Genomic DNA, 16456 nt, shown 5'->3' with positions numbered 1-16456 from the left:
AAAGGCGCACAGGGTCAACACCCTGTGAATCTTTCAACAGATCGGCGATGATCTCGCTGATCTGACGACATCAGGAGTGGTTCACCGTGTACACGATCGAGATGGCCTACGCGCACATGCGACAGCTCCAGGAGCTGGCCAACCGATCCCGCACCGACCAGCCCGCCGCCGCCCACCGCGTCGACCGGACCCGCAAGCCGAGCACGGCGAAGAAGCGCTAGTCACTGCTTGCCTCCCGGGGGCGGGAGCCACCGAGCTCCCCCTCCCACCGGCGGTACAGCCGGTGCGGCACCCCTGCCGCATCCAGCACCCGCCCCGCGACGAAATCCACCAGGTCCTGGATGTGCGTCGCACCCGCATAGAACGCCGGAGAGGCGGGCAGCACCACTGCGCCCGCCTCGTCCAGCGCCACCAGATGCCGCAGCGTCTGCCCGTTCAGCGGGGTCTCCCGCACCGCGACCACCAGCCGGCGACGCTCTTTGAGCGTCACGCTCGCGACGCGCTGGAGCAGGTCCTTCGACAGTCCGAGCGCCACCCCCGCCACACAGGCCGTGGACGCCGGCACGATCAGCATCCCCTTCACGGGATACGAGCCCGAGCTCGGCCCGGCGGCCAGGTCGCCGGCGCCCCAGTAGCGGACCTCGTCCAGTTCCGGCCGGGCGAAGGTCGCGGGCTTGCCGTCCGCGCCGTGCTCGAGCCAGGCGGCGAGATCGTCGCGCCAGTGCGCGTCGCGGAAGGCGATCCCGGTCTCGTCCAGCAGGGTCAGCCGCGAGGCCCGGCTGACCACCAGGTCCACGCTCTCCCCCGCCGCCAGCAGTCCGCGGATCACCGCGGCCGCGTACGGCGTCCCGGACGCCCCGGAAACCCCGACCACCCACGGGGTGCGCTTGCCGTCAGTCATAGCTCCGAGACTATCCGGCCACTGCAAAACGACGCTGAGTCGACGGGTGGGCGGCGGGCAGGGGGATCAGGGCATGGCCGGGGTGCGCCTCGAGGAATGGAGCCAGGCCGAACGGGCCGAAGCCGCCGGAAAGCTGATGCTGGGCTGGGTGGGCCTGCTGTGGCTGATCGAGGCGGTCGACCTGGCCACCGGGCACGCGCTGGACGCGTACGGGATCATCCCGCGCACCACCGACGGACTGACCGGAATTCCCCTGTCCCCGTTCCTCCACTTCGGCTTCGGCCATGTGGCGTCCAACAGCGTGCCGCTGCTGGTGCTGGGCTTCGTCGCCGCGCTGGGCGGGATCCGACGGTTCCTCGCGCTGTCCGCGGTGGTCGTGCTCGTGGACGGGCTCGGGGTGTGGCTGGTTTCCGCGTCGAACACCGTCACGGCCGGGGCCTCGGGGCTGGTGTTCGGGCTCTTCGGCTATCTGCTGGTCCGCGGGTTCGTGGAGCGGCGGGTGCTGGGCGTGCTGGTCGGCATCGCCATCGCCGCGTACTGGGGGGCCGGGATCCTGACCGGCATCCTGCCGGCGAACACCGCGGTCAGCTGGCAGGGCCACCTCTTCGGCCTCCTGACGGGTGTGGCCTGCGCGTTCCTGCTCGGCCGCCGGACCGCCAACTCATCACGATGGCGCCCTCGACAATCTCCATCCGGTACCCGGGGAACATGTCCTCGAACCGGCTGAGCTGCGAGTGCAGGCGGTCGCTGTCCGAGACGGTCACGTCAGCCTCCCTGTCCATGCACTCGATGGCAGGCCGGAGCGCAGCCACAGGGTCAGGTCCCGAGCGGCGAGGTCCCGTGGGGACACGCGATGGAGCTACAGCGTGAGGCCCCGGGCCACCAGGTCGGCCAGGGCGCAGACGAAGAGCGCCATGCCGATGAAGCCGTTCACCGTGAAGAAGGCGCGGTTCAGGCGGGACAGGTCGTGCGGCTTCACGATCGTGTGCTCGTAGAGGAAGGCCCCGACGACGATCACCAGGCCGAACCAGAAGAAGGGGCCGGCGTCCGTCGCCAGCGCGTACCACGCCAGCAGGGCCGTCGTCACCGCGTGCGCGCCCCGCGCGCCCCACAGGGCCGCCGGGACGCCGAACCGCGCCGGGACGGACTTGACGCCGTCCGCGCGGTCCGCGGCCACGTCCTGGCAGGCGAAGATCAGGTCGAAGCCGCCGATCCAGACGCCCACCGCCAGGCCCAGGATCACCGCGTCCCAGGACCACTCGCCGGTGATCGCCAGCCAGGCGCCCACGGGCCCCATCGCCTGGGCCAGGCCCAGGATGGCGTGCGGGAAGTTCGTGAACCGCTTGCCGTACGGATACACCACCATCGGGATCACCGCGACCGGCGCCAGCGCCAGGCACAGCGGGTTCAGCAGCGCCGCCGAGCCGAGGAAGACGGCCAGCGCGATGCCGGCCCCGGTCCAGGCCGACCGTACGGACACGGCGCCCGTGACGAGCTCGCGCCCGGCGGTACGCGGGTTCCGCGCGTCGATCTCCCGGTCGATGATCCGGTTCGCGGCCATCGCGAAGGTCCGCAGCCCCACCATGCAGACGGTGACGAGCAGCAGCTCGGCCCAGTGCATGGTCCGGTCGAGCCGGAACATGGCCGTCAGCGCCGCGATGTACGCGAACGGCAGCGCGAAGACCGAGTGCTCGATCATGACGAGCCGCAGGAACGCCTTCACCTTGCCGGTCGGCTGCGGCGCCGGGCCCGGTCCGATCACCCCGTCGGCGGTCGTCATCATGCGAGGGCTCTCCGGAACTCTTCGAGGTCGGCCAGCAGTTGCGCCGCCGGGAGCGCGCCGAGCTCCAGGGTGTGGGGGCCGGCGGCGCCGTCCTCCTCGTCCTCGGGCGGCGTGACCCGGGCGGTGATCACCCAGTCGCCGCCCGACGGGCGGGCTTCGAGGCCCAGGAAGTCGCCGGCCTCGACCTCGAACGGCTCGCCCGACGCCAAGGCGCCCTGGAGCTGCTCCGCGAAGCCGTCCGCCTCGGTGTCCCGGGCGCCGGGGAGCTCGAACTCTCCGTGTCCGGCACCGTCCTCGTACATCAACGCCCAGACGTCACCGGGTCCGGCGAACTCCTCGGGTGTGACGCCCGCCTGCTCGGCGGCCACCCGGACTCCCGGGTCCGCCGGGTCGATCTTCGGGCGCAGCAGTGCCACGTAGACGTCGCCGGCGCCGAGGAAGAGCTCGGGACCTCCCACCACGATGGGGCTCACAGGCCGTACTCCTTCCAGCGGCGGTCCACCAGGGCCGCCGTCGCCGGGTCGGACTCCACCATGTCGGGCCAGCCGCCGTCGCGGGTGTAGCCCTCCTCGGGAAGCTTCTTCGTCGCGTCGATGCCCGCCTTGCCACCCCAGAACTGCTGGTACGAGGCGTGGTCGAGGTGGTCGACCGGGCCCTCCACCACCGTGAGGTCCCGGGAGTAGTCCGTGTTGCCGAGCGCCCGCCAGGAGACCTCGTGCAGGTCGTGGACGTCGCAGTCGGCGTCCACGACGATGATCAGCTTGGTCAGCGACATCATGTGCGCGCCCCAGATGGCGTGCATGACCTTCTGGGCGTGCTTCGGGTACTTCTTGTCGATCGAGACGATCGCGCAGTTGTGGAAGCCGCCCGACTCGGGCAGGTGGTAGTCCACGATGTCCGGCACGATGATCTTCAGGAGCGGGAGGAAGAAGCGCTCCGTGGCGCGGCCCAGCGGGCCGTCCTCCGTCGGCGGCCGGCCCACGACGATCGACTGCAGCAGCGGGCGCTTCCGCATCGTCACGCAGTCGATCTTCAGCGCGGGGAACGGCTCCTGCGGGGTGTAGAAGCCCGTGTGGTCACCGAAGGGACCCTCCGGAAGCATCTCGCCCGGCTCCAGCCAGCCCTCGATGACGACTTCGGCGTTGGCCGGGACCTGGAGCGGGACGGTCTTGCAGTCGACCATCTCGATCCGCTTGCCCGCGACGAACCCGGCGAACAGGTACTCGTCGATGTCGCCGGGCAGCGGCGCGGTCGACGCGTACGTCACGGCCGGCGGGCAGCCGAAGGCGATCGCCACCGGCAGCCGCTCGCCGCGCTTGGCGGCGACGGCGTAGTGGTTGCGGCTGTCCTTGTGGATCTGCCAGTGCATGCCGATGGTGCGCTTGTCGTGGCGCTGGAGGCGGTAGAGGCCGAGGTTGCGCACGCCCGTCTCGGGGTGCTTGGTGTGGGTGAGGCCGAGGTTGAAGAAGGACCCGCCGTCCTTGGGCCAGGTGAAGAGGGCCGGGAGCCCGTCCAGGTCGACGTCGTCGCCGGTGAGGACGACCTCCTGGACGGGCGCGGCGTCGCCCTTCACCTTCTTCGGCGGCACGTGCACCATCGAGCCGAGCTTGCCGAACGCCTCACGGACCCCGATGAAGCCCTGCGGGAGCTCCGGCTTGAGCAGGCCGCCGATCTTCTCGCTGATCTCGCCGTACGACTTGAGGCCGAGGGCCTTCAGGAGGCGGCGGTCGGTCCCGAAGACGTTCATGGCCAGCGGCATCGCCGAGCCCTTGACGTTCTCGAAGAGGAGGGCGGGGCCCCCCGCCTTGTTCACTCTGTCGACGATCTCCCCGACCTCGAGGTACGGGTCGACTTCGGCCTTGATGCGCTTGAGGTCGCCCTCCCGCTCCAGAGCCCGGAGCAGCGAGCGGAGATCGTCGTAAGCCATAGGGGCCAGTATCCGTCACCGACTAACCTGGGAGTGTCACCGGGGCCCGAGGCGGGTCCCCCGTCACTGCTGGGGAGTCGGTCCCACACCGTGCTGCGCTATCTGCCGTTCCTGCTGATCATCGCGCTGACCATCTACGCCTTCATCGACTGCCTGAACACCCCCGAGGAGGAGGTCAAGCACCTCCCCAAGGTGGTCTGGGTGCTCATCATCCTGCTCTTCTCGATCGTCGGGCCGGTGGTGTGGCTGTTCGCCGGCAGGCAGCGGTCCGCGGTCGGCGGCGGCCGGGCGCGCCGGACCCAGTGGGTCGCGCCCGACGACAACCCGGAGTTCCTGAAGTCGCTCGGCGAGGAGCGCGACAAGAACAAGGACCGGGACACGGACAAGGACTGAGCGCCACGGCGCCGGCGCCGTGTGGCGCAGCGCACAATTGAACACGTTCAAGGCTGCTGCAACAATGAGCGGATGCCGGAGAACTGCGGAAGGCCGCGGGTCGTCGACACGATCCTGCGCAATCTGCTCGCGTACGGGATCGCCGTCGCCGCCCTGCTCACCATGGCCGGCGGCAATCCGCACAGCCACCACACCGCCCCGGCCGTCTACGACGCGCGCGCCGACGAGATCGTCGGCACCTGGCGCTGCGTCGGTGGCACCGAGGTCGTCTTCCGGGCCGACGGGAGCGCCGCCGTCACCCTCCTCGACGGGCAGGAGCGGGACTACGACCACGGCTGGCGGCTCTCCGGCTCCGGCACCTGGAAGCTGATCAGCCGGGAGCCGGCCGGCTGGAACTACGGCCAGCACGTCCGCCTCCACCTGCCCGCCCCGGCCTCCGCCGGAGCCAGGGGCGACGCACCGGACCGGCAGGCCGCGCCCGCACGGTACAAATGGACCTTCGAGCTGCGCCGTGACCACCGGCAGACCCTCGAGCTGTACTTCTTCCTCGGCGAACCGGGCGCGCGCAGCGCCTACGTCCTGGAGAAGGACGCGTAGGACGCGCGCAGCTCCGCCCAGCGGGCGTCGGTCCACCGGGACCAGTCCGCCGGATGGCCTTGCAGCGCGGATTCGAGCAGCTCGAAGTGGTGGTGCCAGCCGGCCAGGCAGTCGAGGCGGTCCTCGTCCGAGCCGGCCCGCTCGTTCAGGAAGCGGATCACGGTCGAGTCCGTCCCCACCGCCTCCAGGTGGAACCGGATCCGGCCGTGCTCGCTCACCGTGTACTCCACGACCCGCTCGACGTCCCAGGCCGTGACGTGACCGGATACCGTCGCTCCGCCGTTCAGCCAGCGCAGCGTGACGACCCCGCCGAGCCGGCGCTCCAGGACGTCCGCCGCGGCCAGCCAGCCGCGGAGCCCTTCCGGCGTGGTCAAAGCAGGCCACACCGTCTCGTACGCGCTCGGCACGTGGACCTCGAAGCGCAGCAGCCAGCGGTTCCCGCCGCGGCTCTCACTGGTGGCATGACTTACGGGTGCCATGCCACCAGCGTCCCACTCCCGCGGGTCAGACGCCTGCGTACGAGTGCTTGCCGCTGAGCAGGATGTTCACGCCGTAGTAGTTCCAGATCCAGCAGGCGAAGGCGAAGAGCGCGAGGTACGCGGCCTTGCGGCCCTTCCAGCCGGCGGTGGCGCGGGCGTGCAGGTAGCAGGCGTACGCCACCCAGGTCACGAAGGACCAGACCTCCTTGGGGTCCCAGCCCCAGTAGCGGCCCCAGGCGTCGCCGGCCCAGATCGCGCCCGCGACGATGGTGAAGGTCCACAGCGGGAAGACGGCCGCGTTGATGCGGTACGAGAACTTGTCGAGCGAGGCCGCCGAGGGCAGCCGCTCCAGCACCGAGGAGCGGAAGCGGCCCGGCGTGCGGCCCTGCTCCAGGTGGCTCTCGTAGGAGTCGCGGAACAGGTAGAGCACCGCGCCGGCCGCGCCGATGTAGAAGACCGCGCCGCAGAAGATCGCGGTGGAGACGTGGATCCACAGCCAGTACGAGTGCAGGGCCGGGACCAGCTGGTCGCTGTCGGTGTAGAGCCAGGTGGTGGCGATGCCCAGGTCCAGCAGGACGGTGGTGACCAGGATCAGACCGAGCCAGCGGACGTTCTTCTTCAGCGCCAGGAGCAGCAGGTAGGCGCCGACGGCGACGGTGGAGAAGGTCACCGAGAACTCGTACATGTTGCCCCAGGGGGCCCGCTGCACGGACATCGCGCGGGCCACGACGCCGGCCGCCTCGATGAGGAAGCCGAGCGCGGTCAGCGAGACCGCGATGCGGCCGTACAGGTCGCCGTTCTCGGTGCCGCCGGCCGCGCCGGGGCCGTCCGGGACGTCGCGGGTGCCGGCGGCGGAGCGGGTGACGACCTTCGGCTTGTCGAGGACGGCCGTGCCCCCCTTGCCGCGCACCTGGACGGCGGGGGCGTCGGCGGCCCCGGCCCCGGCGGCCTTGGTGCTGGTCAGCGCCGCGGCCGTACGGCCCACCTTGCTGCGGCTGCCGAAGGTCCACTCGGCGATGTGGGCGAGGAAGGCGAGCGTGTAGACCGCCATCGACGAATAGACCAGGTAGTTGCTGATCTGAGCCAAGTTCTCGTTGACTTCGGCTGCGAGCGGCGTCATCCGCGCTCCCCTTCGACAGTTTCCTTGACAGGTTGGTCGGGCGCCGTGGGCGCCTGCTGGTGGAGGGCGGCGGCGAGCTGCCCCAGCTCCTCGGGGAGCTTGGCCGACTCGCTGCGGCCGAGGCCCGCCATCTCGACGACGGTCACGCCGTCCTTGCCGGCCACCGCGCGCACCCAGACCCGGCGGCGCTGGATGAACAGCGACGCGGCCAGGCCGCCGATGGCGGCGATGGCGCCCCCGAGGGCCAGGCCGCTGCCCGGCTGCCGGGTGATCGAGAAGGTGGCCCAGCGCTCGACGCCCTCGAACTTCACGGTGCCCGCACCGTTCGGCAGCTCCATCGCCTCGCCGGGCAGCAGCCGCTTCTTGAACAGCTGCCCGTCGGCGTCCTTGAACTCCTGCATCTTGGAGGTGTTCAGCTGGTACACGTTCTGCGGCAGGCCCGCGTCCACGCCCAGGCTGCCGTGGTAGGCGCTCAGCGCGAGGACGGGGAACTTCAGGTCCGGGAACTGGGAGAGCATCGTGCCCTTGCCCTCACCGGCGAAGGTCGGCACGAACATGGCGTTGAAGCCGAGCTGCTCCTTGTTGCCGTCCTTGTCGCGGTAGCCGTCCGGGACCTTCACGGCGCCGGAGGAGCTGAGGTTCGCGTCGAAGGGCAGCATGGGCACGGCGTCCTTGAAGACCACCTTGCCGGTCGGGTCGGTCACCGAGACGATCGGCGCGTAGCCGTGGCCGAGCAGGTAGACCTTGGACCCGTCGACCTCCATGGGCTTGTTGACCTGGATCTCGCGCTTCTGCGGTGCGCCGTCCGCACCGTCGCTGAAGGTGACGTACGCCTTGAAGTCGCGGGCTGTGCCCTTCTGCGGGCCGCTCTCCTCGTACGTGGCGTCGAACTTGTCGAGCGTGAAGGAGAAGGGCGCCAGGTCGTCGGCGCTGAAGAAGCTGCCGTACTTGAAGTCGTCGTACTGGGTCAGCGTGTTCGCGAAGCCCTTGCCGCGCAGCACGAGCTTGCCCCCCTCGGACTTGAACAGCTGGCCCCAGGCGAACGCCACCAGCATCACGATCAGAGCGATGTGGAAGACCAGGTTCCCGGCCTCGCGAAAGTAGCCCTTCTCGGCGGCGACGGAGTCCGTGCCGGCCTCGGTACGGAAACGCCGGCCGCCGAGGACGGTCTTCGCGTGTGCGAGCACCTCGTCGGGGGACTTCTCCGTACGCCACGTCGCGTACGCGGGCAGCCGGTCGAGGCGCCTGGGGGCGCCGGGCGGGCGGCCGGTGAGCTGGCCGACGAACTGCCAGCTGCGCGGGACGATGCAGCCGATCAGCGAGATGAACAGCAGCAGGTAGATCGCGGAGAACCACACCGAGCTGTACACGTCGAAGAGCTGGAGCTTCTCGGCGAGCGGGACCCAGAAGGAGTGGTCCTTCTTCCACTGGGCCACCTTCATCGCGTCGACCTGGTTCTGCGGGACGAGCGAGCCCGGGATGGAGCCCAGGGAGAGCAGGAAGAGGAGGATCAGCGCCACCCGCATGGAGGTGAGCTGCCGCCAGAACCAGCGGATCCAGCCGATCACGCCGATGCCGACGGGGCCGCCGGCGTCCTCCGCTGGGGCGGTGGACAGCTGCGCGCCGGCGGCGGCTTCGCTTGCGTCTGCGGCGTCCGCGGCTTCCGCGGGTTCCTCGGACGGGTTCGGCGCCTCGGTGGACGCCTTGTCTGTCGTACTCATGTGTGTGTAGTCCTCAGATCCCCACCGTGAAGCCTTGGGTCCAGCTCTGCATGTCGTTGACGATGCTGGCCCACAAACCTGTGACGAGCAGCAGACCGGTCAGGACCAGCATGCCGCCGCCGATCCGCATCACCCATGCATAGTGCTGCTTCACCCAGCCGAAAGCGCCGAGCGCCTTGCGGAAGGCGATCGCGGCGAGGATGAAGGGCAGGCCCAGGCCCAGACAGTAGGCGACGGTCAGCAGCGCGCCCCGGCCGGCGCTCGCCTGGTCGATGGAGAGCGTGTTGACCGCGGCGAGGGTCGGGCCCATGCAGGGGGTCCAGCCGACACCGAACAGGACGCCGAGCACGGGCGCGCCGAGCAGGCCCGCGGTCGGCTTCCTGTGGAAGCGGAACTCGCGCATCGTCAGGCCCGGGATCAGGCCCATGAAGAAGAGGCCGAGGACGACCACCAGACCGCCGAGGACCCGGGAGATGATCTCCCGGTTCTCCTGGAGCGTGCCGCCGAAGTACCCGAAGAGCGCGCCGGTGGAGACGAACACGGCCGTGAATCCGGCGATGAACAGGCTCGCCCCGGCCAGCATCCGGCCGCGCCGGGCCTCGGCGAGGTCGGCGCCGCTGATGCCCGTGACGTACGAGAGGTAGCCGGGGACCAGCGGCAGCACGCAGGGCGAGAAGAACGAGACGAGTCCGGCGAGGACCGAGATGGGCAAGGCCAGCATCAGGGCCCCGTCGAGGACCGTCGTGTTCACGCCGGCCGGCTCGGCGGCCAGGGTGAGGAGCTCGGGGACCACGAGGTCACTGCTCCGCGAGAACGGGGTCGATCATGGAGCGCAGCTGCTCGCCGTTGATCGCGACGAGGGTGCGGGCGGCGATCTTGCCCTCCTTGTCGAGGACGATCGTGGAGGGGATGGCCTGCGGGTTCAGCGTGCCCGCGGAGAAGCGGAGGATCAACTTCCCGTCCGGGTCGTAGAGGCTCGGGTAGGCGATCCCGAAGTTCTCCTCGAACGCGACGGCGTTCTGCTTGCTGTTGTCGCGGGTGTTGATGCCGACGAACGCGACGTCCTTGCCGCCGTCGGCGAGCTCCTTGGACACCTGCGCGAAGTACTTGGCCTCGTTGCGGCACGGCGGGCACCAGGAGCCCCACACGTTGAGGACGACGACCTTGCCCTTGAGGCTGGTGACATCGAGGGTCTTGCCGTCGACGGTCTCGCCGTCGAGCTTGGGCGCCTCGGTGCGCGAGCCCTTGGCGACGGTGGAGATGCCTCCGGCGCCGGTCACGTAGTTGCCGCCGGCGGAGCCGTTCGGCTTGCCGCCGCCGTCGCCGCACGCCGACAGGGTCACGGCGCTCGCGAGGGTCACCGCGGTGAGCAGGAGAGCACGGCCAATTCTCATGTGAAAAGTTTCGCATGAGCGATTTGCGGATCTTTCCCGCCCCCCGACGGTGCGCCGAGCCGCTGGTCAGCCGGTCGGCCGGTCGCCCGGTCAGGCAGCGGAGAGGTACGTGTTCCAGCCGCCGGTCGGCGGCTGCCCCGGGGCCAGTTCCTGGAGCCGGGCCAGCAGCCTGGGGTCCTGAACGTCGAGCCAGTCGGCGAACTGCCGGAAGGAGACCAGCCGTACGTCCTTTTTGTCCGACATGCCCTTGAGGGCTTCCTCGACGGCGTCCATGTAGATGCCGCCGTTCCATTCCTCGAAGTGGTTGCCGATGAAGAGCGGCGCGCGGTTCGTCTCGTACGCGCGCCGGAAACCGCCGAGATAGGTGCCGGTGGCCTGGGTGCGCCAGGCCGGGTAGTTGGAGGGCACGCCCCGGGTGGTGTTCTTCGACTGGTTGGCGAGGATGTTGTAGTCCATCGACAGCACCTCGAAGGAGTGCCCGGGAAACGGCATGGACTGCAGCGGCAGATCCCAGATGCCCGCCTTCTTCCCAGGCCACACCTGGAGGCCGCCGGGCGAGGAGGCGTCGTAGCGCCAGCCCATCTTCTGCGCGACCGGCAGCATGCCGTCCCGGCCGAGCAGGCAGGGGGTGCGGCCGCCGACCAGTTCCTTGCGGTAGTCGAAGGGCAGGGGTTCGAGGTCGGTGAAGCCGGTGTTGGTCCGCCAGTTGGTGACGAAGGACACGGCCTGGTCGATCTCGCTCTGCCAGTCGTCCGGGGTCCAGCGGGCCACGGAACCGGAGCCGGCGCAGAAATGGCCGTTGAAGTGGGTCCCGACCTCATGGCCGTCGAGCCACGCCTCGCGGACGCACTTCAGGGTGCTGCGGACGTTCTCGTCCTTGAGGTAGCCGATGTCGGAGGCCCCTGCCGGGTTGTTCGGCGGCTTGTAGAGGTCCTTCTTCGACTCGGGCAGCAGGTAGATGCCGGAGAGGAAGAACGTCATGGCCGCGCCGTGGTCCTTGGCGAGCTTGAGGAAGCGCGGGAAGAGGCCGTTGCCGATCTCCCCCGCGCCGTCCCAGCTGAACACCACGAACTGCGGTGGGGTCTCGCCCGGCTGGAGCGGTACGGGCTTGTCCGGCTGGCGGGGCTGCGGGCCGGAGTCGGCGGTGGAGCCGTCACCGATCGGCCGGGCCGGGGGCGCGGACCCGGACGGGCCGGAGCCGCCGGGCCCTGGGCCGGGACGGGCCGGGCGGCCGTCGGCGCCGCAGCCGACGACCCCGGCCGCCACCGCGGCTGCGCCGAGTCCGAGCAGTCCCCTTCGAGTGAAGTCGCGCTTCGCGTCGCTCATGAATAGTCACATAAACGGACTTTTCAATGAAGTCGAGGCTCCGCGCGGCGATTCGACAGGACTTGTATGAACTTTTAGGCGCCGAAGGCCTTCGACTTGCCCTTCACCGGCTTCGCCCCCGCGAGCAGATGCGCCGGGACCAGGTCCCGGGCCGGCTCGCTGTAGCCCACCGACACCAGCCGGTCGCCCTGGTACGTGAACGACGTCAGCGAGGCCAGCGTGCACTGCCGGCGCCGCGGGTCGTGCCACAGCCGGCGCTTCTCCGCGAAGCTGCGCACGATCCAGATCGGCAGCTGGTGGCTGACCGCCACCGCCTCGTGGCCGCGGGCCGCATCGCGCGCCGCCTCGATGGCGCTCGTCATCCGGACGACCTGCTCCACGTACGGCTCGCCCCAGGACGGCTTGAACGGGTTCGTCAGGTGCTTCCAGTTGGCGGGCTTGCGCAGCGCGCCGTCCCCGACACCGAAGGTCTTGCCCTCGAAGACGTTCTCCGCCTCCAGCAGCCGCGCGTCCGTCGCCACGACCAGGCCGTGGCCCTTGGCGACCGGCGCCGCCGTCTCCTGCGCCCGCTCCAGCGGGGAGGAGACCACGTACGTGATGTCACGGTTCTGCAGGTGCTCCGCGACCCGCTCGGCCATCTCGCGGCCCAGCTCGGAGAGGTGGTAGCCGGAACGGCGCCCGTAGAGCACCCCGTCCGGGTTGTGCACCTCGCCGTGCCGCATCAGGTGGACGACGGTGATCTCGCTGCTGCTCATGCGGTCCTCTCCGGGGTGGCCTGCGCGGCGGCGCGGGCGGCGGCGGGCAGCGCAGCCGCGATGCGCTCGACCGCCTGCTCGTCGTGGGCGGTGGAGACGAACCACGACTCGAAGGCCGACGGCGGCAGGTACACGCCCTGCGACAGCATCGAGTGGAAGAAGCCGTTGAAGCGGAAGGACTCCTGCTTCTTGGCGTCGTCGTAGTTCTTCACCTCGTCCTCGGTGAAGAAGAGGGAGAACATGTTGGACGCGGTCTGCAGCCGGTGCGCCACGCCCTCCTTGGCGAGCGCGTCCGTGACCAGGCCCTGGATCTGCGCGGAGACCGCGTCGACCTTCTCGTACGCGGCCCCGTCCAGCAGTCGCAGCTGCGCGAGGCCCGCGGCGGTGGCGACCGGGTTGCCCGAGAGCGTGCCCGCCTGGTAGACCGGGCCCGCCGGGGCCAGGTACCCCATCACGTCGGCGCGGCCGCCGAACGCCGCGGCCGGGAAACCGCCGCCCATGACCTTGCCGAAGGTCATCAGGTCGGGCTTGACCCCGTCGACGCCGTACCAGCCGGCGCGGGAGGTGCGGAAACCGGTCATCACCTCGTCGGAGATGTACAGCGCGCCGTTCTCGCGGCACAGGTCCGCGAGCCCCTGGTTGAACCCTTCGGCCGGGGTCACGACGCCCATGTTGCCGGGCGCGGCCTCGGTGATCACGCAGGCGATCTCGCCGGGGTGCGCGGCGAACGCCGCCCGTACCGCTTCCAGGTCGTTGTAGGGGAGCACGATCGTGTCGCCGGCCTGCGCCCCCGTCACCCCGGGGGTGTCCGGCAGCGCGAAGGTCGCGAGCCCGGAACCGGCGGCGGCCAGCAGCGCGTCCACGTGGCCGTGGTAGCAGCCTGCGAACTTCACGACCTTGGCCCGGCCCGTGAAGCCGCGCGCCAGCCGGATCGCCGACATGGTCGCCTCGGTGCCCGACGACACCAGGCGGACCTGCTCGACGGGCTCGATGCGCGCGACGATCTCCTCGGCGAGCGCGACCTCGCCCTCACCGGGCGTACCGAAGGAGGTGCCGCGGGCGACGGCGGCCTGGATGGCCTCCACCACGGCCGGGTGGGCGTGGCCGAGAATCATCGGCCCCCACGAGCAGACCAGGTCGACGTACTCGCGGCCGTCGGCATCCGTCAGGTACGGACCGGTACCGGACACCATGAACCTGGGCGTTCCGCCCACGGCGCGGAAGGCGCGCACGGGAGAGTTCACGCCGCCAGGCGTCACGAGGGACGCGCGGTCAAAGAGAGTCTGCGAGACTTTGGCTTCATACGGGTACGGGTAGCTCACACCAGCCATGGTCTCATCAGGCCGCGACTGACTTGCGGACGGGCGTTTCACCGCGCCGCCCCTGGGGAGGTCACTGCCATGATGATCAGGCTGCGTGGCGGGGGCCGCGGGGCCGGGGCAGGCAAGACCAGTCGGGTGGAGATATGCAACGCGGTGGTGGACCGGGCGAGGGTATGGACGGCCTCGACCCGCAGCGCGCCCGCGAGGCGCGCGAAGCCCGCCGCCGAGGCAAGCACCGGCGCCGGGCAGCGGACGCGGCCGATCCGGTACCCGGGCCCCTCGAGGACCCCGACGGCCTGCCCAAGGGCCGCGGCATGGGTGTGACGTACAAGTACTTCGGCGCGCCCGACGGCGCGACGGCGGCCCGCGTCCCCGTCACGATGCGGCCCGAGGAGCTCGGCGGCGACGAGCTCGGCATGGGCGGCCTGTTCACCAAGATCAAGCCGGAGACGGTGGCCGCGATGGTCCTGACCGGCATCGAGGGCATACCCCTGCACAAGGTGCCCCCGCTGGAGCTGGTCGTCCTCCACCCCGACTACGCGGTGGTCAAGCTCCCGATGACCGTGGTCGACCCGCTGCGCGGCATCGGCGAGGAATCGGTCGGCGCCGCGGCGTTCATCTGGTCCACGGTCCCGGACCGCGGCGGCCCCCGCGACGCCTTCAACGTCTACCAGCTGCTCCACGAGTGGCAGGACTTCAGCCACCGCCTCCACGAGGCGGGCCACCAGCCGTACTGCCTGGTCTGGCCCTGACGGCTTCCGGTCGCCCGGTCAGCCGGCGGCGAGGGTCTTCAGGGCGCGCTCGCGCAGCGGGGCGATCCGGATGCGCGAGGCGGCGCCGTCGTGGACGGCGTTGGTGACGATCACCACGTACCGGCCGGTGGCGGGAGCGAGGTGGAGGCTCGTACCGGTGAAGCCGTGGTGGTACGCCACGGTGCCGCCCGCGGCGAGGATCCAGCCCAGACCGCGCTGCAGCCCCGGCTCGATCTCGGCCTGCGGGACGAGGCCGGCCCGCAGCCACCCGCCCAGCGGACTCCCGTCCCCGGCGAGCAGGTGCTCGGCGTACGTGGCGAGGTCGGCGGCCGGTGCGAAGACCCCGGCGTGGCCGGCGACGCCGCCCATCACGGCCGCGTTCTCGTCGTGGACGGCCCCCCAGAGCCGGTCGTGGCCGTCGTGCCGCTCGGTCGGCGCCACCCGGGGCGACTGCGCGACGGGACCGTACGCGGTGTCCGCCATGCCCAGCTCGGCCCACAGGACGGCGGCGAGCTCGTCCAGCGGCTGCCGGTGCACGTGGGCGAGGGCCAGGCCGAGGAGGATGTAGCCGCGGTTGATGTAGCGGTGCGTGCCCGGCAGGTTCTCCATGAGCTCCCGGCAGATCAGCTCGTGCAGGGGCCGCTCGGTCAGGTCGTAGAGGTCGAGCCGGGTCGCGGCCCGCAGGCCCGAGGTGTGCGAGAGCAGCTGCCGCACGGTGGCCTCCGCGCTCGGCATCGAGCCCTCCATCGGCGGCAGGAACTCCCGTACCCGGGTGTCGAGGTCGAGCAGGCCCGCGTCGACGGCACGGCCGACGAGCGGCCAGGTTGCCGTGACCTTCGTCAGGGACGCGATGTCGTAGACGGTGTTCTCGTCGGGCGTGCCCGGGCCCGTGAACGGGGAGACGACGCCGGCCGACCGGACGGTGCGGTCCCCGCCCGCCGTACCGCAGACGACGACCCCGCCCGGGGTGACGCCGTCGGCGACGATCTCGCGCAGCGCGTCGTGCAGTCCGCTGGTCTCGGCGGTCGTGAACGGTACGGCCTGGTTCATCTGTGCCTCCGGCTCGGTGGTGGCCTCTGCTCTCACCACCCAGCCTGGCCATCCCGTCGCACCAGTGCCCGTAGCCGCGCCGGAGGCGGCCGGGGCTCGGCAAGGCCCCGGCGGGGGCCCGCCGGGCGCGCCCCGCCTGCGGCAACACCGTAAATTCGGCCGCGCCGCCGCGCCCCCGATGGCATGCTGACAGCGTGAACGGACCCGGCATTCAGCTCACCCTCGCCCCCGAACTACGCCTGTTCGCCCCGCCCAGCCGGCGCGCCAAACGCGTACCGACCGCCACCGACGGCGCCTCCAGCCTCGGCCACGTCGTCGAATCGGCCGGCGTCCCGCTCACCGAGGTCGGCCGGCTCCTCGTCGACGGCCGCGAGGTGCCCGTCTCGTACGTGCCCAGCGCGGGGCAGTCCGTCGAGGTCTTCGGCGTCGAGCGCCCCCAGCACGTCCCCGGCGCCCCGCCGCTGCGCTTCCTCCTCGACGTCCACCTCGGCACCCTCGCCCGCCGCCTGCGCCTGCTCGGCGTGGACGCCGCGTACGAGAACGAGGACATCGGCGACCCGGCCCTCGCCACCCGCTCCGCCGCCGAGCAGCGCGTGCTGCTCTCCCGCGACCGCGGACTGCTGCGCCGCCGCGAGCTCTTCGCCGGCGCGTACGTCTACAGCGACAACCCCGACGAGCAGCTGCGCGACGTCCTCGGCCGGTTCGCCCCCGCCCTCGCGCCGTGGACCCGCTGCACCGCCTGCAACGGGCCGCTGCGCAACGCCGACAAGGAAAGCGTCGGCGACCGCCTCGAGAGCGGCACGCACCGCTCGTACGACGTCTTCGCCCAGTGCACGGCGTGCGAGCGCGTCTACTGGCGCGGCGCCCACCACGCCCGCCTGGAGCGGATCGTCAGCGAGGCCGTGGAAGAGTTCGGCGGCGTGGCCACGCCGTAGC

Annotated in this window: 19 protein-coding genes; 6 read left to right on the top strand and 13 right to left on the bottom strand. The window is 71.0% G+C overall.

Going from position 1 to position 16456, the window contains the following annotated elements; genetic code table 11:
* The first annotated feature begins 86 nt into the window (after positions 1–86).
* Positions 87–221 (top strand): hypothetical protein, encoded by a 135-nt coding sequence (locus IF09_RS48105; protein ID WP_266626677.1) that lies wholly within the window; start codon positions 87–89, stop codon positions 219–221.
* On the opposite strand, the gene IF09_RS0133250 is transcribed toward IF09_RS48105, so the two are convergent.
* Positions 218–901 (bottom strand): UbiX family flavin prenyltransferase, encoded by a 684-nt coding sequence (locus IF09_RS0133250; RefSeq protein ID WP_030302183.1) that lies wholly within the window; start codon positions 899–901, stop codon positions 218–220. The two genes, IF09_RS48105 and IF09_RS0133250, sit on opposite strands and share 4 nt — an antisense overlap.
* Before the next feature lie 73 nt (positions 902–974).
* Between IF09_RS0133250 and IF09_RS0133245 the strand changes: the two genes are divergently transcribed.
* Positions 975–1628, top strand: a complete 654-nt coding sequence (locus IF09_RS0133245) for a rhomboid family intramembrane serine protease (RefSeq protein WP_051833338.1) — start codon at positions 975–977, stop codon at positions 1626–1628.
* A 132-nt stretch (positions 1629–1760) separates the two neighbouring features.
* Here IF09_RS0133245 and mqnP read toward each other — a convergent pair whose 3' ends face one another.
* The 3 genes from mqnP to IF09_RS0133230 are packed head-to-tail and all read right to left on the bottom strand — an operon-like array spanning position 1761 to position 4611.
* The gene (gene mqnP, locus IF09_RS0133240; RefSeq protein WP_106975193.1) at positions 1761–2684 is read right to left on the bottom strand and encodes a menaquinone biosynthesis prenyltransferase MqnP; all 924 of its coding nucleotides are present in this window, start codon (positions 2682–2684) and stop codon (positions 1761–1763) included.
* Positions 2681–3157 carry a hypothetical protein gene (locus IF09_RS0133235; RefSeq protein WP_030302174.1) on the bottom strand — a complete coding sequence of 159 codons (477 nt, stop codon included), beginning with the start codon at positions 3155–3157 and terminating at the stop codon, positions 2681–2683. The genes mqnP and IF09_RS0133235 overlap by 4 nt, the downstream gene beginning before the upstream one ends.
* A complete protein-coding gene (locus tag IF09_RS0133230; RefSeq protein ID WP_030302172.1) occupies positions 3154–4611 on the bottom strand; it encodes a menaquinone biosynthesis decarboxylase in 1458 nt (485 codons plus the stop codon). Before IF09_RS0133230 ends, IF09_RS0133235 begins: the two co-directional genes overlap by 4 nt.
* Positions 4612–4701: 90 nt before the next feature.
* On the opposite strand from IF09_RS0133230, the gene IF09_RS0133225 reads away from it, so the two are divergent.
* Both IF09_RS0133225 and IF09_RS0133220 read left to right on the top strand, forming a co-directional pair.
* Positions 4702–5004: a PLD nuclease N-terminal domain-containing protein gene (locus IF09_RS0133225; protein ID WP_030302170.1), complete on the top strand. Its 303-nt coding sequence runs from the start codon at positions 4702–4704 to the stop codon at positions 5002–5004.
* Between the two features lie 72 nt (positions 5005–5076).
* Positions 5077–5601, top strand: a complete 525-nt coding sequence (locus IF09_RS0133220; RefSeq protein ID WP_051833336.1) for a hypothetical protein — start codon at positions 5077–5079, stop codon at positions 5599–5601.
* Here IF09_RS0133220 and IF09_RS0133215 read toward each other — a convergent pair.
* From IF09_RS0133215 to hemL, 8 genes are all read right to left on the bottom strand, one after another.
* Positions 5577–6080, bottom strand: a complete 504-nt coding sequence (locus IF09_RS0133215; RefSeq protein WP_030302166.1) for an SRPBCC domain-containing protein — start codon at positions 6078–6080, stop codon at positions 5577–5579. The genes IF09_RS0133220 and IF09_RS0133215 overlap by 25 nt on opposite strands.
* Positions 6081–6105: 25 nt before the next feature.
* Positions 6106–7200, bottom strand: coding sequence for a c-type cytochrome biogenesis protein CcsB (gene ccsB, locus IF09_RS0133210; protein ID WP_030302156.1), 1095 nt, complete (start codon positions 7198–7200; stop codon positions 6106–6108).
* Positions 7197–8921: a cytochrome c biogenesis protein ResB gene (gene resB / locus IF09_RS0133205; RefSeq protein ID WP_030302154.1), complete on the bottom strand. Its 1725-nt coding sequence runs from the start codon at positions 8919–8921 to the stop codon at positions 7197–7199. Before resB ends, ccsB begins: the two co-directional genes overlap by 4 nt.
* Positions 8922–8934: 13 nt before the next feature.
* The gene (locus IF09_RS0133200; protein WP_078613605.1) at positions 8935–9642 is read right to left on the bottom strand and encodes a cytochrome c biogenesis CcdA family protein; all 708 of its coding nucleotides are present in this window, start codon (positions 9640–9642) and stop codon (positions 8935–8937) included.
* A 76-nt stretch (positions 9643–9718) separates the two neighbouring features.
* Positions 9719–10315, bottom strand: coding sequence for a TlpA family protein disulfide reductase (locus tag IF09_RS0133195; protein ID WP_030302150.1), 597 nt, complete (start codon positions 10313–10315; stop codon positions 9719–9721).
* Between the two features lie 90 nt (positions 10316–10405).
* A complete protein-coding gene (locus tag IF09_RS0133190; protein WP_030302148.1) occupies positions 10406–11641 on the bottom strand; it encodes a hypothetical protein in 1236 nt (411 codons plus the stop codon).
* Positions 11642–11715: 74 nt separating this feature from the next.
* On the bottom strand, positions 11716–12396 hold the full coding sequence (locus IF09_RS0133185) for a histidine phosphatase family protein (RefSeq protein ID WP_030302145.1): 681 nt from the start codon (positions 12394–12396) through the stop codon (positions 11716–11718).
* Positions 12393–13727: a glutamate-1-semialdehyde 2,1-aminomutase gene (hemL, locus tag IF09_RS0133180; protein WP_078613602.1), complete on the bottom strand. Its 1335-nt coding sequence runs from the start codon at positions 13725–13727 to the stop codon at positions 12393–12395. The genes IF09_RS0133185 and hemL overlap by 4 nt, the downstream gene beginning before the upstream one ends.
* A 305-nt stretch (positions 13728–14032) precedes the next feature.
* Here hemL and IF09_RS0133175 point away from each other — a divergent pair, with 305 nt between their 5' ends.
* Positions 14033–14470: a hypothetical protein gene (locus tag IF09_RS0133175; RefSeq protein WP_030161262.1), complete on the top strand. Its 438-nt coding sequence runs from the start codon at positions 14033–14035 to the stop codon at positions 14468–14470.
* Positions 14471–14488: 18 nt separating this feature from the next.
* Here IF09_RS0133175 and IF09_RS0133170 read toward each other — a convergent pair whose 3' ends face one another.
* Positions 14489–15559 (bottom strand): serine hydrolase domain-containing protein, encoded by a 1071-nt coding sequence (locus tag IF09_RS0133170; RefSeq protein WP_234321243.1) that lies wholly within the window; start codon positions 15557–15559, stop codon positions 14489–14491.
* A 155-nt stretch (positions 15560–15714) separates the two neighbouring features.
* Between IF09_RS0133170 and IF09_RS0133165 the strand changes: the two genes are divergently transcribed.
* The gene (locus IF09_RS0133165) at positions 15715–16455 is read left to right on the top strand and encodes a Mut7-C RNAse domain-containing protein (RefSeq protein WP_030302138.1); all 741 of its coding nucleotides are present in this window, start codon (positions 15715–15717) and stop codon (positions 16453–16455) included.
* Position 16456: the final 1 nt, after the last annotated feature.

It is taken from the genome of Streptomyces katrae, from assembly GCF_000717655.1.
GTDB classification, from domain to species: domain Bacteria; phylum Actinomycetota; class Actinomycetes; order Streptomycetales; family Streptomycetaceae; genus Streptomyces; species Streptomyces katrae_B.
This window is presented reverse-complemented; position numbering and strand designations above follow the sequence as displayed.